Here is a 25,545-nt window from a genome sequence, read left to right on the forward strand (position 1 = left end):
TTAGGCATTGTCGGGATGGTCAGATGTTGTCAGGAATGGTTAGGTATTGTCGGGGATGGTCAGATGTTGCCAAGTATTGTCAGAGATGGTCAGGTGTTGTTAGGAATGGATTAATGATCAGGTGTTACATAGATTTCACCCAATATAAAACAATAAATGACCATTTCTGACAACACCTCACCACACTTGACAACACCTGATACTTGACAACCGCTGACCACCCTTGACCGCTTATGACGGCCTACTCACTCCTGAGTGACTTCACCGGATTCATCAGAGCTGCCCGAATGCTCTGGAAGCTTACGGACGCGAATGCGATAGTGATCGACAAAGCAGCGGCGATCACAAACATCCACCATTCGATATCGATGCGGTAGGCGAAATCACTGAGCCAGAAGTCTACACCGTACCAGGCGATGGGCGCGCCGATGACGACGGCAAGGAGCACGAGTTTCAGGAAATCTTTGGAAAGCAGCGTTACAATGCCCGAAACGGTGGCGCCCAGGACTTTTCGGACGCCTATTTCCTTGGTGCGTTGCGCGATGGTGTACGATGAGAGCCCGAAGATGCCAAGCGAGGCGATCAGCACGGCAAGCATTGAGAAGAAGCTGGAAATCTGGCCGAAAATACGGTCGTCTTTGTACTGTTCGTCAAAGCGCTGGTCCATGAAAAAGTAATTGAAATTATTACCCGGGAAAAACTCGTCGTACTTTTTGTGCACCATGGCAATGCTTTGTACGGGGTTGGAGGCGTTGATTTTCACTGAAATAAATCCGGACAACGTATAAAAAGGTGCAAACACGATGGGTTCGATGCTGTGTTTCAGGGATTGCTGGTGAAAATCGCTTACAACACCTATGATATCCCACTCCCTGTTGTTGAATAGGAACTTCTGCCCGGCAGCGTCGGCTGCATCCTTGAAGCCCAGTAATTTTGCTGCTGATTCGTTCAGAATGGCGCTTGTGACTTTGTTACCTATTGGGTTGGAGTCGGTAGGCAGGAAGTTGCGGCCGGCGAGCAGCGGAATTTTGTAGGCTTCAAAAAAGTCGGCATCGACGGCCATCCGGCTGAATGTGACGCCTTTGGGGGCATCAGAGCCCACTCGCCGGAAATTGAAGCTGCGGCTCAGGCGGTTGCCAAACACGCTTCCCGAAGCACTGGCGATTTGTACCGACGGGATGCGTTCGAGCTCGGTTTTAAAGCTGTTAATGCGGTCGATGGAGGTGGAATCCCAACGCGTGAGCTCCGGGCCGCGCACTACGAGTACCTGCTCCATGTCAAACCCCAACCTCTCTTCGCGCATGAATTGGATTTGTTTAAAAACAATGAATGTACCTACAATGAGTACCATCGAAGCAGTGTACTGGAACACCACCAGCGATTGCCGCACCCAGATGCCCTTGGCTGAGCGTTTGAAAGATCCTTTCAAAACCTGTACAGCTTTGAATGAAGACAATGCGAATGCCGGATAAAAGCCTGAAAGCAGAATCCCCAATAGGAAAATCCCTGCCACGGCAAGCGCAAAAACCGGACCGCCGAACCCTGAGCCGGTCAGCAGCGCAAACGACAATGGTTTTTCAATCAGTTTGTTTAGCAGCGGTTGCAGTAATAAGGTCAGCACAACGCCGAGTGTCAGGCCGAGGATATTCAGCACCACCGATTCGGACATAAACTGGCCGATAAGCTGGCCCCGGGTTGCGCCGGCCACCTTACGCACGCCTACCTCGCGGGCGCGTTCCAGTGAGCGGGCGGTGGCAAGGTTGATATAATTGATCCAGGCAATAAGCAAAATAAACGTCGCGATAATGAGCATCGTCCAGACAGCTTTTCCATTATTAACCTGCCCGATTTCATATTCATAATTCGAAAAGAGGTGTGCTTTGCCAAGCGGTTGCAGAAAAAACTGCTCCACGCTGCCTGAGACCTTGCTACCATGGAAATGCCGGTCGCTGAATGCAGGCAGTTTTTTCTCCAGTGCCACAACATCCGAGCCGGGCCGGAGTTTGAGGTAATGCCATACGTCGGAGCTTTCCCAGCTGTTCCTGATCCACTCGCCCCAGGTTTGAGGGAGCGTTTCGAAGGACATCAATGCACCATATTGTAAATGGGAGGTAGCTGGAAAGTCCTTCATAACGCCGGTAATCTGGTAGGGCTTAGTATCCAGGTCTACGACAATGGATTTACCGAGCAGGGCCGTATAATCGGCCGGACTCGCATTGAAAATTCGTTTGGCATTGGTTTCCGAAATGACAATGGAATAGGGGGCTTTCAAAGCGGTTTTGTAGTCGCCCGCCACCAGCGGAAATGTGAAAAACGATAAAAAACGCTCGTCGGCATAAGCGCCGTTTTCTGCGAATATGCGGCTATCCTTTTGCAAGTTGAATGTACCCGGATTGGCCACGGTGGTGTAGGTTTCGACTTCGTTGAAATCGCTGGCCATTGCAGCCGCAACGGCGGGATAGGTAATAGTACCGTGCTGGATCAGTTTACCCTGCTGGAAGCGGTCATTGGTAACCCGGTAAATACGCCCGAAGTCGTTGTTAAACCTGTCGAAGCTCAGCTCGAAGCTTACGTATTGCAGGATCATCAGGCAGGCGGTGATGCCGGCGACCAGCCCGGTAATGTTCAAGGCGGAAAAACCCTTGTTTTTCCACATGTTACGCAGGGCAATCTTAAAATAATTCCGAATCATGGTAGGTTGAAATACAGATGTTTTTGGGAACTCCGATGCTTCTTTTCGGAATGCAAAAGGCCGGACGATGCTGAAAACATCGCGCACGTAGCGGGCACGCGCGTGTTTCGCGCCATATGTGCGTAAACGCTGCGTGAAAAGCTCATGAAGGTCGCCTTCCAGCTCCTGCACCAAATGCGAAGCGCAGAATAGCCGCAGCAGTCGGCCCGGCCAGCGGGGCGGTTGGGTGTCGGGCAATTTATTCACTACGAAGACTTTTGACAGGGTTCGTCAATGCGGCGCGGATGCTCTGGAAACTGATCGTCGCCAACGCAACAGATGTTGAAAGCAGTGCTGCCGCAATGAAGACCCACGCGCGGATATCCGTTTTGTAGGCAAAACTTTCCAACCAATGGTGCATGACAAACCATGCCAGTGGTGCGGCGATCAGGAATGCAATGCCCACCAATTGAATAAAGTCTTTGGACAACAATGCCACAATGCTGGCTGCCGATGCGCCCATTACTTTTCTCACGCCAATCTCTTTGGTACGTTGAATGGTCGAGTAGGAGGCAAGGCCTAGCAGCCCCAGGCAGGAAATGAAGATGGCCAATGCGGCAAAGCCGAGGAAAAGCGCTTCAAAACGCTCGTCGGCGCGGTATTGGCGATCGTAAAACTCGTCGAGGAAATAGTAGGTGAACGGTTTGTCGGGGTTAGCCCTTTTCCATTGGTTTTCAATGCCCGAAACCGTCTGCTTCACATTGCCGCCATCGATTTTGACCGAAAGCAGATTGCCATTCCAAAAATCGATTAAACGGAAGGTCAGCGGTTTGATATTTTCCTGTAACGATTTAAAATGGAAATCCTTCACCACTCCAATGATCGTCCCCTGCCGGCCCCATTGGTCGAACTTTTTGCCAATGGCCTCCCGGGGCGAATGATAGCCAAGTACTTTCGCCGCTGCTTCATTGATCATCAGTGAGCCGGTGCTGTCGGAGCTGAACTGTTTTGAAAATGCCCGTCCGGCTACGACTTTTAATCCATATTGTTCAACAAAATCGAAATCGACCCGGTAAACATCCAGATTGCCTGCCTGCATTTCGCCACTGCTGCTTTCTATTTTTGAATAGGCTTGCGGGTTCCAGCCGCCGGGCACTGCCGAAGAAGCTGCCGCCGACTTTACGCCTGCAAAATTCAGAATAGAAGCTTCAAAAGCATCGCGTGCGCGGCCAGTTCCTGCTTGAATAACAAGCGTTTGATCCTTGGAGAAACCCAGGTCATGGCTGCGCATGAAATCCAGCTGCGTGTAGACGACGATAGTCGTGATGATCATCATAATGGAAATGGAAAACTGTACAGTCACCAATCCTTTTCGGAGCATTATACCCTTTAAACTCGTTGTAAAACGCCCTTTCAGGACCCTGACAGGCTCAAAGGAAGAGAGCACAAATGCCGGATAAATACCAGCGAGCAGTCCGATCAGCCATGTGGCGGCGAATTCGGCCCCGACCCAGGGTATTTCATAAACAATGCCTTTGCTGATCTGTTTACCGGCCAACTCGTTGAATAAGGGCAATAATGCGGCAGATACCGCGACGGATAAAACAAATGCGATCATGCACATGAGCACAGATTCTGCGAGGAACTGCCCTGCCAACGTACTTTTGGCAGCTCCAACAGCCTTGCGTACGCCTACTTCCCGCGCCCGCTCGACCGACCGTGCGGTGGTGAGGTTTATGAAATTGATGCAGGCAATGAGCATGATAAATAGCGCGACTGCACTGAAAATATAAACATTATCAATACTACCCGACTCTTCGGCCGGCCGCGTCGAATGCAGATAAATATCCTTTAGCGGTTCGAGGACCAAGCCGATTTGCATCTGCTGCTCGGCCATTAGCTTGCCTGCATGGCTTTGAACAAATGCCGGGAATTTCCTGGCTATTGCGGCAGGATCCGTACCAGGTTTGAGCAAAACGAATGCAACAGCGCCGAAACTGCCCCATTGGCTCTCAATATTTTTGTCCTGATGTGCCGTGTAGGTGCTCATGGAAACGAAAATATCACCTTTGATTTGTGAATTTACAGGCGGGTCCTGCATGACACCCGTGATTAAGGCCGGTTCTCCTTTGTCGCTCCAAAGCAGGGTCTGGCCTAACGGATCGCTATCGCCGAAATATTTCCGGGCGGAAGTTTCGGTCAAGACCAGGCTTAACGGTGCTGTCAGGGCAGTTTTGGGATTCCCTTTTAATAATTTCAGATCAAAAACCCCAAACAGCGTAGAATCCGCCAATACTGTGTTTTCTTCCTGGAATTTCAGGTCGCCTTTGCGAAACAAGGTCTCTTCTTTTTGCACGCGGGCAAATGCCTCCACTTCCGGGAATTCGTTTTGCATACTGGACGCCATTGCCCAGGGACTAATGGCGTAGTGCAGCGTTTCGGAGTTGGTTTTTACATCGGTCGCAACCCTGTAAATGCGGTCAGCCTTGTTGTTGAAAGCATCGTAAGTCAACTCGAAATGCACGTACAATGCGATAAGGAAGCAGGCTGTCATTCCCGCCGACAACCCCAGCACATTAATAAAGGAGAACATCTTGTGCTTTGCCAGGTTGCGGAAAGCGATTTTGAAATAATTGCGGATCATGGCCGGATGTGTGAATGTGGATTGCGGATATTTTTCAGGTTTTTCTTTGATCAAGAAAGGCCGCATCAGCGAAAATACGTCGCGTACGTAACGCCTGCGCGCCTCACGCGGCCCGTGTGTACGGACGCGCTGCGCGAAGAGTTCCAGCAAATCGCCTTCCAGCTCGTTTACCAAATGCGAAGCGCAGAATAGCCGCAGCAGTCGGCCCGGCCAGCGGGGCGGTTGGGTGTTGGGCAATTTATTCACTGCGAAGACTTTTGACAGGGTTCATGAACGCGGCGCGAATGCTTTGAAAACTGATCGTCGCCAGGGCAACCAACGCGGAAAGCAATGCAGCCACGCCAAAAATCCACAGGGGTATATTTGTTTTATAGGCAAAACCTTCCAGCCAGCGGTGCATCGCAAACCACGCCAGAGGTGCGGCGATCAGAAACGCAAGGCCTACCAGTTGCAGGAAATCCTTGGTTAACAAGCCCACTATGCTGGCCGCAGAAGCGCCCATCACCTTCCTGACGCCAATTTCTTTGGTACGCTGAATGGTGGAATAGGAGGCAAGGCCTAGCAACCCCAGGCAGGAAATGAAGATCGCCAACACGGCAAAATTCAGGAAAAGCGCTTCAAAACGCTCGTCGGCGCGGTATTGGCGATCGTAAAACTCGTCGAGGAAATAATAGCTGAAAGGCCGGTCAGGGAACAGGGTCTTCCATTGCGTTTCGATGGCTTCCAGTGTCGCTTTTACATTGCCACCATTCATTTTGATTGACAGCAAGTCGCTGTTCCAGGGATCGAGCAGGCGGAATGTAAGCGGTTTGACATTTTCCTTTAACGATTTGAAATTAAAGTCTTTCACCACGCCGATAATTGTACCTTCACGGTCCCACTGATTAAATTTTTTTCCAATGGCTTCCTGCGCGGATTGGTACCCCAGTAGTTTCACGGTCGCTTCGTTGATGACCAGCGCTTTGGTGCTATCGGAGGTGAATTCTTTCGAAAATGGCCTGCCCGCCACTACTTTCAGGCCATATTGAGGAATAAAATCAAAATCGACACGGTAAACGTCCAGCGTGGCTATCTGCATTTCGCCGCGGCTGTTTTCGAGCTTCGAATGCGCCTGTGAATTGTCCCCGCCGGGAACCGCAGAAGATGCAGCCACAGATTTGACCCCCTGCAAATTCTGCAACAGGGTCTTCAATGCATTGCGGGCATTTCCCGAGCCGGGCCGGATAACGACCGTCTGCTCTTTGGCGAAACCCAGTTCGTGGCTGCGCATGAAATCCAGCTGGGAATACACCACCAGTGTGCCGATGATCAATGCGATCGAGATAGCAAACTGTGCGGTAACCAGGCTTTTTCGGAGTAGTGCCCCGCTGCCGGTCATGGCAAATTTTCCTTTCAGGACTTTGACGGGCTCGAACGAGGACAGTACCAGCGCAGGGTAAATGCCCGAAGCCAGTCCGATGACCATGGATGCTATAAATAAAATGGCCATGGAGCGTGGCTCTTGAACAAGTCCGCTGCTGATCGTCTTGCCCGACAGCTCGTTGAACAGCGGAATAAATGCAGCCGAAAGTACCAGCGAAACTGTGAAACTCAAAAACGACATCAGCAACGATTCGGCGATAAACTGCCTTGCAAGCAGCCACCGTCCTGCACCAACCGCCTTGCGCACGCCTACCTCCCGGGCACGTTCGAGCGACCGCGCCGTGGTCAGGTTAACGAAGTTGATACAAGCGATGATCAGAATAAATACCGCGATGATGGCGAAAGTATAAATGTTGGTGATGCTGCCTGACTGATCGGCTTCCCGCTTGGAATAAAGATAAATATCCAGCAGCGGGTCCAGAAGCAGCGTTAGCGAAATGTTTTCTTGTTGCAGGAGCCGTCCCATGTGGTTTTGCAGGAATGCGGGGAATTTTCGTGAAAGAGCGACCGGATCAGCCCCCTTCTTCAAAAGCAGGTAGGTGGTGGTTCCAAAATTGCCCCATTCCTCATTCACGGCCGTGTTGTAATGGCGGGTGTGGGTGGTCATGGAAAGGAAGACTTCGCCGCTTAATTGCGAATTCACCGGCGGTTCCTGCATAATGCCGGTTACCTGAGCAGCATCTCCATTATCGCCAATCAGGAGCGTCTGGCCCATAGCGTCCCGCTCTCCGAAGTACTTTTGGGCGGCGCTTTCCGTCAGTACCACGCTGAATGGTGCTTTCAACGCAGTTTGAGGATTTCCTTGCAGCAGTTTCAGGTCAAATACCCGGAAAATCGATGAATCGGCCAGTACTGTTTTTTCTTCATTAAACTTGATATCGCCTTTCCGGAAGAGGTAATTCTCTTTGCTAATGCGGGTAAAAGCTTCTATTTCGGGGAAATCGCTTTGCAGGTTCGGGCCGAATGGCCAGGACGTGATGCTGTATTGTAAAGTACCCGCCGACGATTGAATATCGGCGGAGAGCCTGTAAATCCGGTCGGCCTTCTTGTTGAAAGCATCATAAGTCAGTTCGAAATGCACATACAATGCAATGAGGAAGCAGGCTGTCATTCCTGCCGACAACCCCAGCACATTAATGAAGGAGAACATCTTGTGCTTTGCCAGATTGCGGAAAGCGATTTTGAAATAGTTGCGGATCATGGCGGGATGTGCGAATGTGGGTTGCGGATATTTTTCAGGTTTTTCTTTGATCACGAAAGGCCGCATCAGCGAAAATACGTCGCGTACGTAACGCCTGCGCGCCTCACGCGGCCCGTGTGTACGGACGCGCTGCGCGAAGAGTTCCAGCAGGTCGCCTTCCAGGTCGTTGACCAAATGCGATGCGCAGAACCAATGCATGAGCCGACTGGCCCATCGGGGAGGATAGGGAGGCTTCATGGCTCAGGCAGGTTTGGGGATAGCGCTCCACATGCGGTTGCGGATCTCACGGATAGTGTCCAGTGCTTTGGTGCCCGCCATCGTGACGGTGAAAAAGCGCTTGCTTCGCCCGCCGCGTTCGGCTGTGGCCCCGCCCAGGCGTGAGGACAGCAGACCTTTTTCTTCCAGCCGGTGCAAAGCGGCATGCACTGCCCCGAGGTTCACCGACCGCCCCAACTGCTGCTCGATCTCGTTGGTAATCGAGGCGCCGTAAGCATCTCCGGCCAGTATCGCAACCGCCAGCAGCACAACCTCTTCAAACTCTCCCAGATAGGTTCCTTTCATAAGGGTTTTATTATTTCTGTAAATGTATAACAAATGGCGTGCCGCTATTGATAAATGGCTTGAACGGTGCGTGGACGCAGTTTTTGGAAAATTGCATTGTCCGAAAGCGGACACCCGGAGCTAATGCCGGACAATGCGTGCGGGCATTTGTCGGGAAAGCCTTTTCTTTGCTTTTGCATATTCACCCAACTGCTGTTTCATGGTTTTCGACTTCCGCTTACAAGTTTTCCAGACCGTTGCCCGCCGTTTGAGCTTCACCAAAGCCGCCGCTGAGCTTTTCATTACACAGCCGGCCGTGACGAAGCATATTCACGAGTTGGAAAATCAATTAAAAACCAAATTATTTGAGCGGAATGGCTCGAAGATCAGTCTGACGCCGGCTGGGGTAATACTGCTGCATCATGCCGAGCAGATTTTTGATATTTACAGGAATCTCGAATTTGAAATCAACAGTCTCTCACAAAGGAATAGCGGCAAGCTCAGGCTGGGCGCAAGTACGACGGCGGCGCAATACATTTTGCCGCCTATTCTGGCCGCATTCCATCGCAAGTTTCATAACATCGAGGTCACGCTGACGACCAAAAATACCGAGGAGATCGAACAGGCTTTGCAGCATAAGGAGATCGACCTCGGGGTAATCGAGGGCTTTTCCAAGAATGCAGCCATTAAATACACCGAATTCCTGAACGACGAGATCGTGCTGGTGGCAAACAGCAGAAATCCGCTGGCGGCTATGGGCGTAGTGAACGCCGCTCAGTTGCGAGAGATACCGTTGCTGCTCCGCGAACCGGGGTCGGGTACGCTGGAAGTGATCGCACATGCATTGAAGTCGATCGGGTTGGGGTTGGGTGATTTGAACGTGGAAATGCAGCTGAGCAGTAGCGAGAGCATGAAATTATATATCCTGCATTCGGATAGCATGGCATTCATTTCGGTACATGCGGTATTGAAGGAATTGCAGAGCAAGGAATGTCGCATTGTCGACGTCGAAGGGCTATCGATTGACCGCCACTTTTATTTTACCACGCTGCACGGGCAGCAGGAGGCGTTGCCGGAGCTTTTTATGCGTTTTGCACTTTACCAGAGAAAATAGACGGCTATATTGCGGGTTTTTCGAGTAGTTCCGGGCTGGATCCTATTTTAAGAATTTGTGTACTGTACCAATCAACTCTTGATGAAAGGGTTGAAATTATTTTTGTTAAACTATTTATGTTAAAAATCACATTAAGCGTCTCGGCGTTCCTGCTGATGCTATGGTCGACGACGAGCACCCTTCAGAAAGAGGAAAGGTCCGAACCCCGGAACCTGACCAAAGCCGACTCCCTTCCTAACGCTGCCGCGTGGCCGGCAGAATTGAATGTAACGCATTTCGCAGGTCACGATCTCACGCCGAGCCCTGCCTGCTTGGCTGTGGCGCCTACCGGCGAGGTATTTGTTGGCGTCGATATGATCGGCTCCCTGGGCAAAACACCTGGAAAAGGTAGTATTGTACGACTTGTTGATACGGATAATGACGGAAAAGTAGACCAGCACACCACTTTTGCGATGCTGGATAACCCGCGCGGGATCATCGCGCAGGGCGATCAGGTGTTTGTTTTACATACTACGTTTTCCAAAGAGACCGGCAAGGCTTCCGGAATGGACCTGGTCGTGCTGGAAGATAAAAATCACGACGGTGTAGCCGACGGGCCGGCCAAGCCGCTTATACAGAATGTATGCTCGCCTAAATTCCTCCAAAGCCGTGGTACCGACCATGCTACCAATGGTATCCGCATGGGTATCGACGGATGGATCTACATTGCCGTGGGTGACTTCGGTTTCCACGACGCGCTCGACCGCTCAGGCAAGAAAATGACCCAGCTCGGCGGAGGTATCGTTCGCGTACGCCCTGACGGCACTGAAATGGAAGTTTATACCCACGGATTGCGGAACATTTACGACGTGGCGATCGATCCTTACATGAACATTTTCACCCGCGATAACACCAACGACGGTGGCGGCTGGAATATTCGTTTCAGCAATCAGATCCAATCCGGGGAATATGGTTATCCGGTGCTATTCAAGAATTTTACGGAAGAGATCATCCCGGCGCTGATCGACCTCGGTGGCGGTTCGGGTACAGGCTCGCTCTTTATGGACGATCCTACCTGGCCAGCTAAATACAACCGCGTACCGATGATGGCCGACTGGGGCCGCAGCCAGGTGTATGTACACCGGGTAACGCCGGATGGCCCTACCTTCCAGCAGAAAGAGGAAGAATTTATCAAGCTTTCACAGGTTACTGACCTTGATATCGATGCTTCCGGACGCGTTTACCTTGCTGCCTGGGATGGCGCCGGTTATTCGGGTAATCCCGGTAAAGGCTTCATTTCCCGTGCGGTGCCTCAGGGATGGCAGTATAAGGCATTCAAAGACATCAGTAAATCGTCGGTGAAACAGCTGGCGGCATTGTTGCGGTCGGAAAGTGCTGTGCAGCGTTTGGCGGGGCAGCAGGAATTGCTGAAACGCCCGGCAAAAGATGCGGCGAAAGCGGCATGGGCTGTTGCCGAGGACAAGAAGGCTCCTTTATATGTACGCGTGGCGGGTATGTACACCTACGCGCAGGCGGCAGGCGCGGAAGGTATTGATAATCTTGTGAAACTGGCTTCCGAAAGCGACATGTGTGAATATGCATTGCGCGCGCTGGCCGATCGCAAACCTTATGTGGCCAAAGTGCCGGTAGAGCCATTCCTGAAAGCGCTTGAAAATGGTAATGCACGGGAGAAACTGGCTGCGGCGATCGGGTTGGGCCGTTTGGGCAGACCGGAAGGCGCACAGGCATTGCTGAAAGTGAAAGTGCCGGGCTCTTTTGTTGCACCTGCGAAGGGGACTGAGGGGCCGCACGCGACACCGAACTCGGCTATCGTAACTCCGCATATCGCAGTGCGTGCACTCGTGGCGCTGAACGCGGTAGATGCTTGTGTGAAGGCAGTCGGTACCGAAAATTCGACGATCGCATTGTGGGCCTTGCGCTATATGCATGATCCAAGGGCAGTAGACGGATTGATCGCAGCGTATGACAAAACCAGCGACAAGGCGTTGAAGGACCAGATTCTGACCACATTGGGGAGAATCTATAAAAAGGAAGCTGATTACGACGGTTCATGGTGGTGGAGCACACGCCCTGATACCCACGGACCGTACTACAAGGCCGTTGAATGGGAGTCGTCGGCAAAGGTGAAAGACTTTTTGATGAAAGAGTTTAACGCTGCAAGCGACAAGCAGTTCTTCGCTGACTTGAATGCACGGAACCGGATGGGCATTACCGAGTTCGGTGGAGAGGAAGTAGTGGCTGCGAAAGAAGAAGTGAAAGTTGACCTGGAAAAGATCCGCAACAAAAAGGGCCAGGTAGGAGAGTCATCTATCGAGGATGTAATGCTGGCCATCGCCAAAATCCAGGGTGATCCGGCCACAGGGCGGAAGCTGTTTACCAAGCAGGGTTGCGTAGCCTGCCACAGCCTGAGCCGCAATGAGGTGATGAAAGGGCCATTTATGGGCCAGATCGGCTCGATCATGAACCGCGAACAGATCGCGGAATCGATTTTGAAACCGAATGCCTCTATTTCCCAAGGCTTCGCGTCGGTTATGATCACAACCAAGGGTGATAAAACCTATATGGGTTTTGTTTCGGAGGAATCCGCTGAAAAGCTGGTGATCCGCGACATCACCGGTCAGGTGAATACCATCAAAGTAGCCAACATTACATCGCGCAAGGAAATGGAAACGTCCATGATGCCTCCGGGGCTGGCCAATGAGTTGTCCTACGAGGAGTTTGCTTCACTAATCACCTTCCTGTCTCAGCAGAAGAAGTAGAATACAAAGCATTAGCAGCAGAAAGCCGGCCCATCTTTTCAGGGGCCGGCTTTCATTTTTGGACAAAACCAAGGTTACGATTTTGAAGATTTTGAGCCTAGAAAGTGCGGATCGACGGTTTTTTGACGAATTTTTAGGCGTTTGTGGCCATTTTTTTGCAGAATCTACAATTTTTACGATAAATTAGTAGTCTGATAGAATTAATTTGTAGTTGTTGAGTTGACTACTATTTGCACCCATTGTCTCTTACTCAACGTTTGTTTATACAGCATCCCCCGGCAGCCCCGCTTTCGCCGGGGATTTTTTTGATCAGCTTGTCCTCGTCCCGTGGCATTTTATGATTTAACAAAGTCCGAAAGAGCCGGTCGCGTAAGTGCGATCAAAGGCGAAATAAAGGCCGCATTGTTGAGCGGTAATCTCCTCAAAGTACGTCTGCACTACGCAGATGACGATACCTATATACGGAAATCTGCCTACCTGGTAACCGGGCGGCTGTATTCCGAGGACATTGCCTTGCGTCCGGCGGTCCTTTCAATGCTCTTCAAATTTATGTCTGATCCGGATTTTAAAGTCAGACAAACGGCGATCAATGCCGCCGGAGAAATAGGTAAATGGGATTTCGAAAATGTTCGGTCCTATTTCGACGAAGGATTGAAGGATCCGCACCATTCTCCAAGGAATGCCGTGATAGGCTCAGTTAAGAAAATGGGTGAAGTAAATCCGGTACCCGTCCTGGCCTGGGCCAGGGAATATCTGCATCATGAGAACAAGGAAATCCGAAGGGAAATCTGTCATGGCATTGAACTACGCGGCCGCAAGCACCCCGAAGACATTTTGCCGCTTTTGGCCGAGCTCCAACACGACCGAACCGCTCGCGTGCGCAATACGCTCGTGCATGTGATCGGGCAAATCGCCTACAAAAAGGGCTGTCTTATTAAGGTACTCGAGCTTTTGGCAAGTTGGGAGAATCGTCCGCTCGTCGATGCCGCTCTCGAAGAAATTATTGATGTGCACCATCGTTATCGTAATTTTGCAGCGCTAACGCAGGCGGAAGCAATCGACCTGATCGATGCGCGTTATCCGGGTCGCCAGCGGAAAAGTGAGGGAATGGCACATTAAATTCAAAAGAACATGACCGTAATACCCAGACTTGCGACGTCGCTGGGCCGCCGTGATGAGGTGCCTAACCAGGAACTGGCCATTGAAATTGCCGCAAATGCCAACGGTAATGCCGTTGCCGAACTGGTCGAAAACCTGAACCATAAAAGTAAGGACATTCGTCATGACTGCATTAAGGTTCTTTATGAAATAGGCGAAAGAACGCCCTCGCTGATAGCGGCCTACGCGGATCAATTCGCTGTTTTGCTCGACAGCAAGGATAATCGTATGCAATGGGGTGGTATGACGGCTCTGAATAGTCTTGCCCGCGAAAAACCGGAAGTGGTATTTGCCGCTATTCCTAAACTCGCGGTTGTTGCAGATAAAGGTTCGGTGATCACCCGCGATAACTTTGTCGCTATTCTCATTCAACTCAGCAGCATTCCCGCCTACGCTGATCAGACACTTCCGCTACTCAACGAACAAATGCTGAGCTGCCCCTCCAACCAGCTGCCCATGTATGCGGAAAATGCATTGCCGGTAATCGCAGGAGCGCACAAGGCAACATTCGTCAGAACGCTTACCGGTCGTTTGGGGGATTTTGAAAAAGAATCAAAACGCAAGCGGGTTGAAAAAGTGTTGAAAAGGCTTGTAGATGGGATTCTGGGGATATCTTTGTTTTGATTCATCCAAAACGCCTTGAATTCTCGCTCAAAGTCGTCTCTCCGGAGAGTACCATACTCTCCATATTACTCAGTTAGGTGATCGTTGAATGCGGTCAGATACTTCGGACTTTTGTTCATTGTGATAAGCAAGTTGGTGCGGCTGGAAATAAATGTTACGGCACGCCATTTCCAAGAAAAGTTTTCATGTTGAATATTTGAAAAATCAAGCGGCTCCGATGCTATCCTCTGGCATCATTTTCGCTGGCGTTGCTCTAAACAACTAGATGCAACCATGGAGCAAACAAATAGGCATTTGGGTATGGTAGAAAGTGCGGTGACGGTATCCGCTTTTCTCAAAGCATTGAACAATGGTGACTTTAAGGAGGCGGGGGAGCTGATGGACGAACAGGTGAAGTTCGAGGGAGTACTCGGAAGTGTAGAGGGTAGGGACGAATACGTCAGACAAATGGCGAAAATGAAGCTACGCTATGATGTGAAGAATTTGCTTTACGATGAGCATTTCGTTTCGGTTCTCTATGAGATCGACATGGGCGGTAAGAAAGTGCTCACCGCTGGCTGGTACGAAGTGCCTGACGGCAAAATCACGCACATTCGTGTGATCTTTGATCCGAGACCTGTTTTGTCTTAGGTACCCAAGGACTTATGGTTTCTTAATGACAGTCTTTTTGCGCTTTACCGTGTAGGAGGTGGCGGTGTCGGCCTGGGGCCGGCCGGTGCTACTGCGATTGCCGTCAATGCTGCCGGATGAATTGATGGTGCCATTATCATTCAGTATCGGGCCCGTTTCCGCGTTGGCCGAATCTTTCAGAATAGCATTCAGATCGGACGAATCGGCAGTTTTTATTTGGTGTCTTTTCGATTTGCGCTGATATTTCTGCCCATGTCTTGAAGATCGTGTCGATGCGTCGTCAGATTGTGCGAACCCCCAGGCCGGAACAGTCAACAAAAGGGCCAGTAAGAGTGTTTTAGGCAGTTTCATAGGAAGAGTGTCTTTTCGTTTGATGATTTGACTTCCTCTTCAAATACTGTTCCAGAACCATCAAAACCTACGCCGCCCCTGCTGCCCGGTACTTGCGGCGGAATTCGCCCAAACTCATTCCCTTACTCTTTTTGAAGAACCGGTTGAGATGACTTTCGTCGGTGAATGACAGTTCGGATGCGATTTCGTTCATGCGCATGTCGCTGTGTAGTAATCTGGTCTCGACCAGTTTCAACCGTGAATTGACGATGTATTCCTGCATCGTCTCATTGGTGTGTTTCTTGAAATACCTTCCCAGATAGGATTCCGATATGCCAAAGTGGCTGCTGATGCGCGCCGCCTTGATCTTTTCGGGGTGATAAATGTTGGCCTGGATGTATTGCAGGATGTCGATCGCCTTTTCTTCGGTGCATTCGGTGATCTTTTCGGGCAGGTACATGGCAATATTGCGGGCAACGAGGATGATCATCGTGTTGACGTATTGCCTGATAAGCTCCTGGTTGTACATGTCACGGTTGACGTACTCGCGGATAATCGCTTCTACGAGCGGTTTTACAATGCGCTTGTCGGTCTGATTTTTGAGAATGCAGCCGGGCTGGTGGCTCGCATTTTGCAAAATAAATTCCAGCCTTTGCAGCAGATCCTCCCTTTGTGATGCGCTCACGAGCGACGTGTTCCGTTTGATATACACATCATTGAAGCGGATGAAAACAAACTTCGTGGTCGTCTCGATGTCGAAGGAATGGGTGTCCTCGGGTGTGAGCAAAAACATATGGCCGGCATTGTACCGGAAAGTGTGCTGGTTGATCTCCTGTACCCCGGTACCTTCCAGAATGTAGATCAGCTCGAAAAAGTTGTGCTGGTGCGTCGGTTTGGGACATTCGTCGAGCTCCTTGTAAATGATTTCGAAGGGTTCGTGCAGGTTTTCTTTCATGATGCAAGAAGTGTACCGAATTTTGGAAAAATTATACTGTAAATGTACTTATAAATCGGTACAAATTTGCATTATTAAACACAAAACCATTTTAGGACATGAAAGCAACATTTTTGACCGATACCAATGCCCCGCTCACGATCAAAGAAGTGGAAACGCCTGCGCCTGGCGAAAATCAGGTGCTGGTCAAACTGGCCTATTCTGCACTGAACCACCGCGATGTGTGGATCCAGAAAGGGCAATATGCCGGCCCCAAAACGGGGCTTATACTGGGTTCCGACGGCTTTGGCACGGTTGTGGGAGTGGGCACGAATGCGGATCCCGCATGGATCGGGAAAGCGGTAATCATTAACCCAAGCCATGATTGGGGTGATAATCCGGCTGCATTTGGCGACGACTTCAAAATCCTGGGTAACCCCGAGCCGGGTACTTTTGCCGAGTACATTGCAGTAGATGTAAAATACATTCACGAGAAACCGGCGCACCTTACCGACGTAGAGGCAGCAGCGTTGCCTTTGGCCGGCATTACTACCTATCGCGCATTGTTTACGCGGGCGGCCCTGAAACCGGGCGAGCAGGTGTTGATTACCGGTATAGGTGCGGGTACCGCTTTGCTGGCCCTGCAATATGCGATCGCAGCCGGCGCCAAAGTATATGTTACTTCCGGCTCGCAGGACAAGATCGAAAAAGCCAAAGCGCTGGGTGCAATCGATGGTTTTAACTACAAAGAAGAAAACTGGTTCCAGAAAGCGAAAGAAGCAACAGGCGGATTCGATGTCGTGCTGGACAGCGCCTCGGGCAAAGGATTCGGCAATCTGATCGAAACCGCGAAACCCGGCGGTAGGGTCGTGTTCTTCGGCGGCACCGACGGCCCGATCGGGAATATTATCCCTAATAAAGTGTATTGGAGAAACCTTTCGATCCTCGGCACGACGATGGGGACTTTACAGGAATTCCGCGATATGCTCGCATTTACGTCGGAGCACCAAATCAAACCCATTGTAGACAAAGTCTATCCCTCATTGTCGGACGCGCAGCAGGCCTTCGATTATATGCACGAAGGCAAGCAGTTTGGTAAAATTGTGCTGACAAACAGATAGGGGGAAAGGAGGAAGAGAAAAGACAGTCATGTGTAGTCAGGTGTTGTGTAATGCTATTGCTTTTGATTGCTTAGAATAACACAAGACCTGACCACACATGACCAAATCTGACTAAACTTCCTTTCCTTCCTTTTCCTTTCGATTCATTCAACAGTAATCCCGTTCATGTCTTCGAGGCGGGCTATTAATGCCCAACCGTAAAAATCATTGGCCAGTGCTACCATCAGTTCGTTTTTACCTGCTTTGAAGGGTATCACAAATGACGTGTTTTCAATAGAGCATCTGCCCGCGGGCTCTTTCATAATGGGTGAGGCAAAAGTGTTTTTGTCGACATACAAATAACGGCCGTTCAGGAATACCCAAACATCGTCGCTGAAACCCATTGCCACTTTCTTCTTCTGGTCGGTTTTGGAGTTGATATTGACCTTCATCCACACGATCCGGCGTTCCTTGCTCATCCCGAATTGACGCGTGAGGTTTATCATTCCCCTTCTTTCCGCCCAGATCGTCTCCCACATCGTTTCGGGTTTGGGCGCAGAGTCCAGGCTGAAATCTACGTTTTTGGGTAGCGTTACTGGTTCGCTGACCTGCCATTTGCGCAAATAGCGCGGGTCATGTGCAACCGGGTCTATGCCTTCGTAAGCGGGAAGGCCTTCCGTCTGACCGGGCTTGATTACCAGATTTGAGACAATTCCTTCTCCTTCAAATGCGAGAGTGCCTTCGGTTACATTACCTTCCATTCTCGGAACTTCCATCGCAGGCCGCTGCATGTCGTTCACAAATACCCGCAACTGGTACCCCGAGGCGATCAGCTTGATGCGGTTCCAGCTTTTGTTCTGGAAATTGGCCTTTCCCTGGTATTGCGGCAGCAGGTCCCACAGATTGACCCCGTCAATGGCCGGCGCATACTGCACGGCTTCGATACCCGTTGAATCGCCCGCAAGCTGCGTACGGAAGTAGAAGAGCTCCGTTTCCTTGCCGTCCTTGTACCTGAAATAGAAGGAGGAAAACCGTTGATCAGTGGGGATGTAGTCGAATTCGATGGTACCGTTTGAAAACGTCGTGTTTTTCAACACGACCTGGCCGGGCTTGGGAAGCACTTTCAGCACCGGACGACCGTCGTGGGTCGTGAATTCGGCATTGGCGCCCGGAGCATCCCAGTTTTCGGTGGTGAGAGCTACCCAGGTATTGGGATCTTTTTCGGCGGTTTTGACTTTCTTTTGACTAAATGCAGTGAAAGTAATGCCGCAGAGTGCAACTAGAATTAATTTTTTCATGGCTAATAATGCAAACGTGATAAAATGAGCTACTTTTTGAAAATACCGGCATTGAGCTCTTTTCCGGATGAATTAGGAAGGGGATTGAGATAGTCGTGCGGTAAACCTTTGGTCGCCACTTCGCTGAGCAGCAGCTTGCCTGTGCGTGAAACGTGTTCTTCGGAATGCGCGTTTCGATCTGTCGGGATCGCCCCGTTTTGACCATAGTAGCCCATTTCATGCCGCATTCCGGTAAAAAGACAGTTTTTGAATGGGTATTTCGGATACGTTTTTTCTGCGCGGAGCAACAGATATTCCGAGTCGGCCACAATGTTATTTTCGAATATAAATGGCTCGTGAAAAGTCCCAAACCACACAGCCGATTCATAGGAGCCGACAATCACCGAGTTTTTAAGTGAAAAATCCCTGATGGCCATAAAAAGGAGCAGCGCATTTTTGGTACCATAGAAAATGCAATGGTCGACGTGGATGCCTGCACCGTGTGCCCAGATGCTTCCCTGAATAGGTGCGGAGTTACGCTCTCCGATGAAATAGCATTGCGAAACGTCCAGCCCGGTTAAAGTAGAATCCTTGCGGTTTACAGGATAATAGTACTGTACTTCCGGATTGCCGTTGCCGATAAACTTGAGTCCGCGAATGCGTACATGATCGGCCGCTATCAACAAACCGACGGCGTGCTGGAACTGCGTTTTGCTGTTGTTGGCCGATACCGATTGGATCACCGGCATTTGTGCAGGCTTCCAATCTGCGTCATCGGGCATGGAAGCCGCTTCGATGGTGAGCCACGCCTCTTCGGTATTGCGCTTGTCGATCACCACCTGGTCCTTTAAGGTATAAAGCCCGGGCGCGACTTTGATGGTAACGCTTTCACCCGGTTTGAATGCCCTGGCCAATTCGATGGCCCGCTGCAACGTTGCCACCGGCGTTTCGACTTTCCCATTAGCCGCATCGTTGCCCACAGCCGCATTGACATGAACTATTTGCGCTTGAAGCGGACGGAACACGAGCAATAATATAATGGACAATAAATAGCTTAATTTGTACATCTTTTAAATATTTGTTAGTCGTTTCGAGTACGCGGCCGGCCGGCTGGTTGCTTTGTTGGTTCAAACATAATGAGGCCGCCGGTAACGTCGTTTTCAAGTTCTGTTCAAGTTTTGTCAAGTTTTATCATGCTCATCCACAATGGTTTCTGAAATAAATGAATTGCAGCGTTGTAAGGCGGTCATCGAAGATAAGTTGGGCTGGGGCCCGGCTGACGGCTGGCAGACCGTCGATTTCGAGAACCTGAGTGAACTGATACTGAACCAAACCGGCGTGTCGCTCAGTACGAGCACACTTCGGCGCATTTGGGGGAGAACTGAATATAACCACTTGCCAAGCGGAACTACGCTGAACACCCTCGCGCGTTTTGCGGGCTCGGGTGACTGGCGCACATTTGTAAAACAAAACAGGGATGTCATTCCGGAGCCAGCCGGGGAGATACCCCAGGCCGCTACCGCGCAAAAAGGGGACGGCTGGAAGAAACTCGCCTGGATTGCGACTGCGGTTGTGGTAGTAGTTCTTGCCAGTATGCTTGCATTCGATAAAGGAGAGCCGCAGCTGGAAAAAAGTGCTTATTCTTTTGAAAGCCGCCCGGTAACACGCGGGATCCCCAATTCTGTCATATTTACTTATGACGCGTCGGCTTCACCGACGGATTCTGTATTTATCCAGCAATCCTGGGACGATAGCCGGCGTGTTCTTGTCGACAAAAATCTTCATAAGCACACTTCGGTATATTATGAGCCTGGGAGCTATAAGGCCAAGTTATTAATCGGAGATCAGATTGTGCAGGAACATAAGCTCCTCGTCGGCACCGACGGCTGGTCTGGTTTGATTGACCGGCCCAAAATGCCGGTTTATCTGAAAAAGGAAGAATTTCTGCATACTGACGGCATCGGAACCAGTACGACAACCATTGAACAGAAGAACATCGCTTTGCAACCCGAGCCACCCATAATCAAGTATTTCAACGTCGGCAACTTCGAACCAGTCGCGCTGGGCGATTTTTCATTTTCGACTGAAATTAAAAATGAATACAACGAGGGGGCAGCGACGTGCCAGTTTACCTATATTTCCTTACTCACCGATGATGCGCCCATTCTGATACCATTATCGGCGAAAGGGTGTGTTTCGGAACTTAATATGATGAGCGTGGACAACTTCGTGTCGGGCAAAAAGGCCGACCTCTCGGCATTGGGAGTTGATTTTTCGGATTGGGTACAGGTGTCGTGTGCGGCTTCCGGCGGAAAAATCCGCTATTCAATTAACGGTCGGCAGGCTTTTGAATTTCCTGTGCCTAACCGCCCGATCAGGATTGTGGGCCTGGCATTTGGTTTCCGTGGCACGGGCTCTCTTCGGAATGTCAGCCTGCACTCGGCAGGTAAGCCGGTTTTTGAAGCATTGTAAAAATCAAAGCCCCGGCATGAGCCAGGGCCCGATTTAATTATGCATCAACTTGAATATTTTGACTGCTCCATCGGCCTGCTCGAAATGAATGTAATACATCCCGGTCGGGAATTGTTTCATACTGATCGTAAACGAAGGCGAGGTGACCTGCCGTGAGAGCCTCACAATTCCTGAGTGGCTGATCAGCCTAACGTTGTTTACCTTATGGTTACGGATGACAATGCGTAACAGATCGTCGACCGGGTTAGGGTAGACTTCCGCCCAGGAAAATTCCGGGAAGCTTATCGAACGGATACCGCTGAATGTAAAGCTGCTGTCAGCATCGACCATTTTTAGCCGGTAGTAATTCAATCCCGGCTCAGGAATGCTGTCGATGAACGTGTAGTTCCGCGCAGTGTTACTTTCAAATGCTGCTTCTACACTGCCAACCACACGCCAGTCACGGGCATCAGTGCTCCGCTGAACATCGAAACGGGCGCTGTTAATCTCTTCGGTGGTCCGCCATTCGAGCGAGGCGACGGCCTCTCTTTTCTGCACCTCGAAGTACGCCATTTTAACGGGCAATGGGTCGGAAACGATGTCGATTTTAACTTGCGCGACGTTCGAGCGCTGCCCGGCCTGGTCGCTGACCGAATAGCTGATCGTCACCTGACCTTTAAAGTCACGATCCGGGGTATACGTTATCAGGCCATTTGCACTTACCGCACTGCCCGAAACCGGGCCCTGCACAACCGCGAGCGAGGCCGGATTGAACACCGTGCATTCGGAAAGGTCGTTTTTCAGCACATCAATCACCACTGCCGTATTGACTTTTCCCGTCGCGATATCATCGACTGCCGAGGGTTTTTGATGTTTGACTACGATATAAACCGACTCCCCGGATTCGCAGCCATCGGCATTGACGCCCACTGCTTTGTAGGTGCCTTCATCTTTCACCAGCAGTTCGGCCGCGGATGTCCCCGAAATCACCTGATTGTCCAGAAACCATTCGTAACGCACCGCGCCGGTAGATTCGGCCCTGATCCGTAACGTGGCATCCTTGCACATGAATACTTCCCTGATCTGGCTTTGCGCAGAGGCCCAGCCGGATACGAGAAGCATCCATATGACAAAGTAGTAGCGCATATCTGCCGCGTTTCGCTTTTTGGGGTTAACCAAATCAGTTAAGCGTGATGGCAGGAACAGTCGGTACCGGCAGGTTATGCAGAATTTCTTTCGTTCCGCCGGTCACCGAGCCCGTCAATTTAGAAGCTGTGGGAATAAAACCGCCGGTGGTAGGGAGTACATAGCTCACCAGGGCACTGTATATGCCGGCCTCCGTCACATTGAGCGTTGAGCCTGTTTGTCCGTTAATGACGGATCCGCCCTTGCTCCACGCAAACGGCGAGATGGTTACGCCGTAAGTATCCAGGCCAGTAGTGGCCGAAACTGTCGCCGACAGCGAAGCGGCTACCGACTTATCCGTACAGAAATTCTCTTTATCGGCTGTAATACTAACTGTCAGAGTAGGTAATACGATGATGGTGTGCTCTACGACGTCGGATAAACAGCCGTCGAGTACCTCGATAACGCCGAGGGTGATTTTGTGGATACTGGGTGAAGTTGTAGCATCCGAAAAGGTGTGCGTGAGCACTCCGCCGCTTGCCTGATTGAGCGTCTCGATAACCTGGCCAACACCGGGATCAAGCGTCCAGAGATATTGATAGAAGTTCGATCCGGCAGCAGGCGAGAGCGAGAAGGATTGCCCGTTGACTACATAGTAAGTGCCAGCTTTGGAAACTTGCGCCAGGCAAGAGAAAAACATAACTGCGAGGAGAGTGGTAAACAGTTTTTTCATGATTGTAATGATAAAAATGAACAATTATAAAGGATGGTTTGAATTCAGAGTGATTATGGATTGAGTGCTACACCCGGCGAAACCGGCGGGCTCGATACGACGATATCCACTTTCTTGCGCGGGGAGGCAATGCAGCCCGAACCCGATTTGGTTATGTCCACGTAATAGGATGCCGTACCGGGCGTGTTGAGTCCGCTGGCTGTCCAGTTTTGTGTGGTTGACACAGAGCCCGTGCCGTGTGCGGTGGTATACCATGCATAAGAAAAACTGCCGATCCCCGAAATGCCCAACTGAGGTGCCAACGCTGACAATGCGGCCGTTCCGATATTGCTGCAGGCATTCGGGCCTGTTGCCGTCGGAACATCCGGCGAACGCCGTACGTCGTGAATATTGAGGCCATTACTTCCAAGCCCGACGCCGAGTGCACTGATGTTGAGATCAAGTTCTATTCTGTCGAATATCACCGATGCACCTCCCGCATTCCTGGGAGCGAAATGGAAAGCTACCTGGTTATTATTTCCGCCCAGAAGTCCTAGCAGGTCCGCATCCAATAGCGTATTAACCAGCGTCGAGGTCCCGACCGGTGTGCTGCCATTGTAGGCTTGCAAGGTGATGCCGGAAGCCAGGTTTACGGCCAGAAACGACCCGCTCTGCGAGAGGATAACCCTGACGGCGTCTGCATTGTTGGATACCCCGTTGAAGAAAAACGTCTGTTTGATATGCCCACTGAGCAAAGCTACGCCCGTCGAAACAAATGAGGATTTGGAATTCAGATCATTATCAATGGCATTTCCGGCATTCTGTACGTCGAAACTCCCTAGTGTCAGGCCCGAATAGTCTTTGGTGGAAACATTAGGGCTGCCGCAGTCAGCGACATTGAAAGGATAAGGGTTGGATGTGTTGGTGGCTCCCGGCCCGTAAAAGGCGTAGTACACCTGCAACGTGTTGGTACCCAGGGCCACCGGGGACGATAGCTTGGTTCGGATATACTTAAATGTGGCCGTGGGCGTAATGGCCAGAAATACGGAGCCATCAGGGGTATAATAGGTTTTGAAATCCGTAGATTGGACGCTTACCTGCACCCCATTTTTGTCGTGCGCGGTGAGTTCCACGCCCCCGCCCAGCAATGCGCTGGTGTTGTTGTTCGTACGCACGTACACAGTAACGGGAGCTCCGGCACTGGCGGTCGCTTCCGCGGGGAATTCGAGTTGGATCCACGCTGAGGAAGTTCCTAACGTACTCGTGGCCGTGAGCAGCGCATAATTATTGTTGGGTTTGAAATTTCCGGTCGTATTTCTGGCATTGTCGGGATTGGCTACCGAATAGCTTCCGGTGAGGCCGCCGCCTGCGGCTGTACCTCCGTTGGTTTGCTTGTCGGGATATACTGCATTGGAAGGTTGGGCAGCGCAATACGGCACAAATCCTCCACAGCAGGCCAGGGCCAGCAGCAGTTTCAGGTAGAGTTTCGTCAAATGATGAGGAAGGTTTTTGGTTTTATAACTAGTTCTACAAATATAGGATCAAAGATGATATATCCAAATTATTTCTACAAAATGAAGGTGTCAGGTTGCGATAAATCTCTTTTGGGCTTTGCCTGACGATCAACTCCGCTGGAAAAGCGATCAAAATGACTAACTTCGGCGCTTTCAACAGACTTAGCAGCTTCAAGTGAACAACGATCTTTTCTGCCTGCGAACCGTGAATGTGCTTCGCTACCTGACCCCGCTCAGGGAGGGTGGGTCACTTCCCGCAATCGCGGAGGCCGATGACGACTTTCTTTATGTACTGAAATTCAGAGGGGCCGGGCAGGGCACCAAAGCATTGATTTCCGAATTGATAGGAGGGGAGCTGGCCCGTTTCCTGGGACTTAAAGTCCCCGAAATCGTATTCGCGAACCTCGATGAAGGTTTCGGAAGGACCGAGCCCGACGAGGAGATACAGGATTTGCTCAAAGCGAGCACGGGCCTCAACCTGGCGATGCATTACCTGTCAGGCGCGATTACCTTCGACCCGGTTGTGACCAAGGTGGAGCCGCGGCTGGCTTCCGAGATTGTCTGGCTCGATAGCTTCCTTACCAACGTCGATCGTACCGCCCGCAATACCAATATGCTGATGTGGCACAAGGAGCTTTGGTTGATCGATCACGGTGCTGCGCTTTATTTTCACCATTCATGGCAGAACTGGGAGGAACAGGCACGACGGCCATTTGCGCAAATAAAGGATCATGTGCTATTGCGAAATGCGTCCATGCTCGAAGAGGTAAATGCCGAATTCAGCGAACGTTTGGCCGGCGGCATTATCCCGGCTGTGGTAGCGCTTATCCCCGACGATTGGTTGTTGAGGGATTCGCCATTTGAGTCTGCTGACGAGCATAGGCAGGCCTACATTTCTTATTTGCAGGCCCGCCTGTCAGCATCTGAAATCTTTGTGAAAGGAGCCCGGGATGCCAGATAGATTTTTATACGAATATGCGGTTTTGCGCATCGTGCCGCGCGTAGAGCGGGAGGAGTTCATGAACGTGGGTGTCGTGTTGTATTGCCCTTCACGTGGTTTTCTTGCTTGTGTTTCACAAATCGATGCGAATCGCCTGAGTGCGTTTGCCCCGGCGACAGATTTGGCCGAAGTAGAGGATTATCTCAATGCATTCAGGCAGATCTGCGAGGGCAATCGGCAATGCGGAAGCCCTATTGCCGCATTGCCCGCCGCATCACGGTTCCGATGGCTTACTGCCACGCGCAGCACCGTTTTGCAGACATCCAAAGTCCACCCGGGCTTTTGTACGGATCCCGATGAGACATTGAGGCGGCTTTTTGAACAGCAGGTAAAATAGGA

The 25,545-nt window shown here is 50.9% G+C and carries 20 protein-coding genes; 9 read left to right on the top strand and 11 right to left on the bottom strand.

Features of this window, described 5'->3' with window-relative positions:
• Positions 1 to 241 precede the first annotated feature (241 nt).
• From J7619_RS18465 to J7619_RS18480, 4 genes are read right to left on the bottom strand one after another with little or no spacing between them, the layout of a single operon-like run.
• On the bottom strand, positions 242 to 2,938 hold the full coding sequence (locus tag J7619_RS18465) for an ABC transporter permease (RefSeq protein WP_291201736.1): 2,697 nt from the start codon (positions 2,936 to 2,938) through the stop codon (positions 242 to 244).
• Positions 2,931 to 5,561, bottom strand: a complete 2,631-nt coding sequence (locus tag J7619_RS18470; RefSeq protein WP_291201739.1) for an ABC transporter permease — start codon at positions 5,559 to 5,561, stop codon at positions 2,931 to 2,933. Before J7619_RS18470 ends, J7619_RS18465 begins: the two co-directional genes overlap by 8 nt.
• Complete coding sequence (locus tag J7619_RS18475; RefSeq protein WP_291201742.1) at positions 5,554 to 8,175, bottom strand: ABC transporter permease; 2,622 nt, start codon at positions 8,173 to 8,175, stop codon at positions 5,554 to 5,556. Before J7619_RS18475 ends, J7619_RS18470 begins: the two co-directional genes overlap by 8 nt.
• Positions 8,176 to 8,178: 3 nt before the next feature.
• Positions 8,179 to 8,499 carry a PadR family transcriptional regulator gene (locus tag J7619_RS18480; protein ID WP_291201745.1) on the bottom strand — a complete coding sequence of 107 codons (321 nt, stop codon included), beginning with the start codon at positions 8,497 to 8,499 and terminating at the stop codon, positions 8,179 to 8,181.
• Positions 8,500 to 8,698: 199 nt separating this feature from the next.
• On the opposite strand from J7619_RS18480, the gene J7619_RS18485 reads away from it, so the two are divergent.
• The 5 genes from J7619_RS18485 (at position 8,699) to J7619_RS18505 (ending at position 14,763) form a co-directional block, all read left to right on the top strand.
• Positions 8,699 to 9,592 (top strand): LysR substrate-binding domain-containing protein, encoded by an 894-nt coding sequence (locus J7619_RS18485; RefSeq protein ID WP_291201748.1) that lies wholly within the window; start codon positions 8,699 to 8,701, stop codon positions 9,590 to 9,592.
• Between the two features lie 116 nt (positions 9,593 to 9,708).
• Entirely contained in the window at positions 9,709 to 12,351 is a 2,643-nt protein-coding gene (locus J7619_RS18490; protein WP_291201751.1) for a c-type cytochrome, read from the top strand.
• A gap of 405 nt (positions 12,352 to 12,756) precedes the next feature.
• On the top strand, positions 12,757 to 13,470 hold the full coding sequence (locus J7619_RS18495; RefSeq protein ID WP_291201754.1) for a HEAT repeat domain-containing protein: 714 nt from the start codon (positions 12,757 to 12,759) through the stop codon (positions 13,468 to 13,470).
• Positions 13,471 to 13,482: 12 nt separating this feature from the next.
• A complete protein-coding gene (locus tag J7619_RS18500; protein WP_291201757.1) occupies positions 13,483 to 14,133 on the top strand; it encodes a hypothetical protein in 651 nt (216 codons plus the stop codon).
• Positions 14,134 to 14,406: 273 nt separating this feature from the next.
• Positions 14,407 to 14,763, top strand: a complete 357-nt coding sequence (locus J7619_RS18505) for a nuclear transport factor 2 family protein (protein ID WP_291201760.1) — start codon at positions 14,407 to 14,409, stop codon at positions 14,761 to 14,763.
• A gap of 12 nt (positions 14,764 to 14,775) precedes the next feature.
• Here J7619_RS18505 and J7619_RS18510 read toward each other — a convergent pair whose 3' ends face one another.
• Together J7619_RS18510 and J7619_RS18515 are read right to left on the bottom strand one after the other, a co-directional pair.
• Complete coding sequence (locus J7619_RS18510; RefSeq protein WP_291201763.1) at positions 14,776 to 15,114, bottom strand: hypothetical protein; 339 nt, start codon at positions 15,112 to 15,114, stop codon at positions 14,776 to 14,778.
• A 67-nt stretch (positions 15,115 to 15,181) separates the two neighbouring features.
• Complete coding sequence (locus J7619_RS18515) at positions 15,182 to 16,048, bottom strand: AraC family transcriptional regulator (RefSeq protein ID WP_291201766.1); 867 nt, start codon at positions 16,046 to 16,048, stop codon at positions 15,182 to 15,184.
• Positions 16,049 to 16,146: 98 nt separating this feature from the next.
• Here J7619_RS18515 and J7619_RS18520 point away from each other — a divergent pair, with 98 nt between their 5' ends.
• A complete protein-coding gene (locus tag J7619_RS18520; RefSeq protein ID WP_291201769.1) occupies positions 16,147 to 17,148 on the top strand; it encodes a zinc-binding dehydrogenase in 1,002 nt (333 codons plus the stop codon).
• A 143-nt stretch (positions 17,149 to 17,291) separates the two neighbouring features.
• On the opposite strand, the gene J7619_RS18525 is transcribed toward J7619_RS18520, so the two are convergent.
• Together J7619_RS18525 and J7619_RS18530 are read right to left on the bottom strand one after the other, a co-directional pair.
• The gene (locus tag J7619_RS18525; RefSeq protein WP_291201772.1) at positions 17,292 to 18,425 is read right to left on the bottom strand and encodes a family 16 glycoside hydrolase; all 1,134 of its coding nucleotides are present in this window, start codon (positions 18,423 to 18,425) and stop codon (positions 17,292 to 17,294) included.
• Between the two features lie 29 nt (positions 18,426 to 18,454).
• The gene (locus J7619_RS18530) at positions 18,455 to 19,471 is read right to left on the bottom strand and encodes a hypothetical protein (protein ID WP_291201775.1); all 1,017 of its coding nucleotides are present in this window, start codon (positions 19,469 to 19,471) and stop codon (positions 18,455 to 18,457) included.
• Between the two features lie 139 nt (positions 19,472 to 19,610).
• Here J7619_RS18530 and J7619_RS18535 point away from each other — a divergent pair, with 139 nt between their 5' ends.
• Entirely contained in the window at positions 19,611 to 20,876 is a 1,266-nt protein-coding gene (locus J7619_RS18535) for a hypothetical protein (protein WP_291201779.1), read from the top strand.
• Positions 20,877 to 20,909: 33 nt separating this feature from the next.
• Here J7619_RS18535 and J7619_RS18540 read toward each other — a convergent pair whose 3' ends face one another.
• Genes J7619_RS18540 through J7619_RS18550 form a run of 3 tightly spaced genes read right to left on the bottom strand, consistent with a single transcriptional unit; the run spans position 20,910 to position 24,185 of the window.
• A complete protein-coding gene (locus J7619_RS18540) occupies positions 20,910 to 22,001 on the bottom strand; it encodes an Ig-like domain-containing protein (protein WP_291201782.1) in 1,092 nt (363 codons plus the stop codon).
• Between the two features lie 34 nt (positions 22,002 to 22,035).
• Positions 22,036 to 22,713: a hypothetical protein gene (locus J7619_RS18545; protein ID WP_291201785.1), complete on the bottom strand. Its 678-nt coding sequence runs from the start codon at positions 22,711 to 22,713 to the stop codon at positions 22,036 to 22,038.
• A 53-nt stretch (positions 22,714 to 22,766) separates the two neighbouring features.
• Complete coding sequence (locus tag J7619_RS18550; RefSeq protein WP_291201788.1) at positions 22,767 to 24,185, bottom strand: hypothetical protein; 1,419 nt, start codon at positions 24,183 to 24,185, stop codon at positions 22,767 to 22,769.
• A gap of 196 nt (positions 24,186 to 24,381) precedes the next feature.
• Here J7619_RS18550 and J7619_RS18555 point away from each other — a divergent pair, with 196 nt between their 5' ends.
• Together J7619_RS18555 and J7619_RS18560 are read left to right on the top strand one after the other, a co-directional pair.
• Entirely contained in the window at positions 24,382 to 25,167 is a 786-nt protein-coding gene (locus tag J7619_RS18555) for a HipA family kinase (RefSeq protein WP_291201791.1), read from the top strand.
• Positions 25,157 to 25,543 (top strand): DUF3037 domain-containing protein, encoded by a 387-nt coding sequence (locus J7619_RS18560; protein ID WP_291201794.1) that lies wholly within the window; start codon positions 25,157 to 25,159, stop codon positions 25,541 to 25,543. The genes J7619_RS18555 and J7619_RS18560 overlap by 11 nt, the downstream gene beginning before the upstream one ends.
• The last annotated feature ends 2 nt before the right edge of the window (positions 25,544 to 25,545 follow it).

Source organism: Dyadobacter sp. (assembly GCF_017744695.1).
Taxonomy (GTDB): domain Bacteria; phylum Bacteroidota; class Bacteroidia; order Cytophagales; family Spirosomataceae; genus Dyadobacter.

What these genes read in the sequence shown, in the direction of transcription:
- J7619_RS18475 (WP_291201742.1), bottom strand. Translation starts at nt 8,175, where the DNA reads ATGAAGCCTCCCTATCCTCCCCGATGGGCCAGTCGGCTCATGCATTGG.
- J7619_RS18480 (WP_291201745.1), bottom strand. Translation starts at nt 8,499, where the DNA reads ATGAAAGGAACCTATCTGGGAGAGTTTGAAGAGGTTGTGCTGCTGGCG.
- J7619_RS18485 (WP_291201748.1), top strand. Translation starts at nt 8,699, where the DNA reads ATGGTTTTCGACTTCCGCTTACAAGTTTTCCAGACCGTTGCCCGCCGT.
- J7619_RS18490 (WP_291201751.1), top strand. Translation starts at nt 9,709, where the DNA reads ATGTTAAAAATCACATTAAGCGTCTCGGCGTTCCTGCTGATGCTATGG.
- J7619_RS18500 (WP_291201757.1), top strand. Translation starts at nt 13,483, where the DNA reads ATGACCGTAATACCCAGACTTGCGACGTCGCTGGGCCGCCGTGATGAG.
- J7619_RS18505 (WP_291201760.1), top strand. Translation starts at nt 14,407, where the DNA reads ATGGAGCAAACAAATAGGCATTTGGGTATGGTAGAAAGTGCGGTGACG.
- J7619_RS18510 (WP_291201763.1), bottom strand. Translation starts at nt 15,114, where the DNA reads ATGAAACTGCCTAAAACACTCTTACTGGCCCTTTTGTTGACTGTTCCG.
- J7619_RS18515 (WP_291201766.1), bottom strand. Translation starts at nt 16,048, where the DNA reads ATGAAAGAAAACCTGCACGAACCCTTCGAAATCATTTACAAGGAGCTC.
- J7619_RS18520 (WP_291201769.1), top strand. Translation starts at nt 16,147, where the DNA reads ATGAAAGCAACATTTTTGACCGATACCAATGCCCCGCTCACGATCAAA.
- J7619_RS18525 (WP_291201772.1), bottom strand. Translation starts at nt 18,425, where the DNA reads ATGAAAAAATTAATTCTAGTTGCACTCTGCGGCATTACTTTCACTGCA.
- J7619_RS18530 (WP_291201775.1), bottom strand. Translation starts at nt 19,471, where the DNA reads ATGTACAAATTAAGCTATTTATTGTCCATTATATTATTGCTCGTGTTC.
- J7619_RS18535 (WP_291201779.1), top strand. Translation starts at nt 19,611, where the DNA reads ATGGTTTCTGAAATAAATGAATTGCAGCGTTGTAAGGCGGTCATCGAA.
- J7619_RS18540 (WP_291201782.1), bottom strand. Translation starts at nt 22,001, where the DNA reads ATGCGCTACTACTTTGTCATATGGATGCTTCTCGTATCCGGCTGGGCC.
- J7619_RS18545 (WP_291201785.1), bottom strand. Translation starts at nt 22,713, where the DNA reads ATGAAAAAACTGTTTACCACTCTCCTCGCAGTTATGTTTTTCTCTTGC.
- J7619_RS18560 (WP_291201794.1), top strand. Translation starts at nt 25,157, where the DNA reads ATGCCAGATAGATTTTTATACGAATATGCGGTTTTGCGCATCGTGCCG.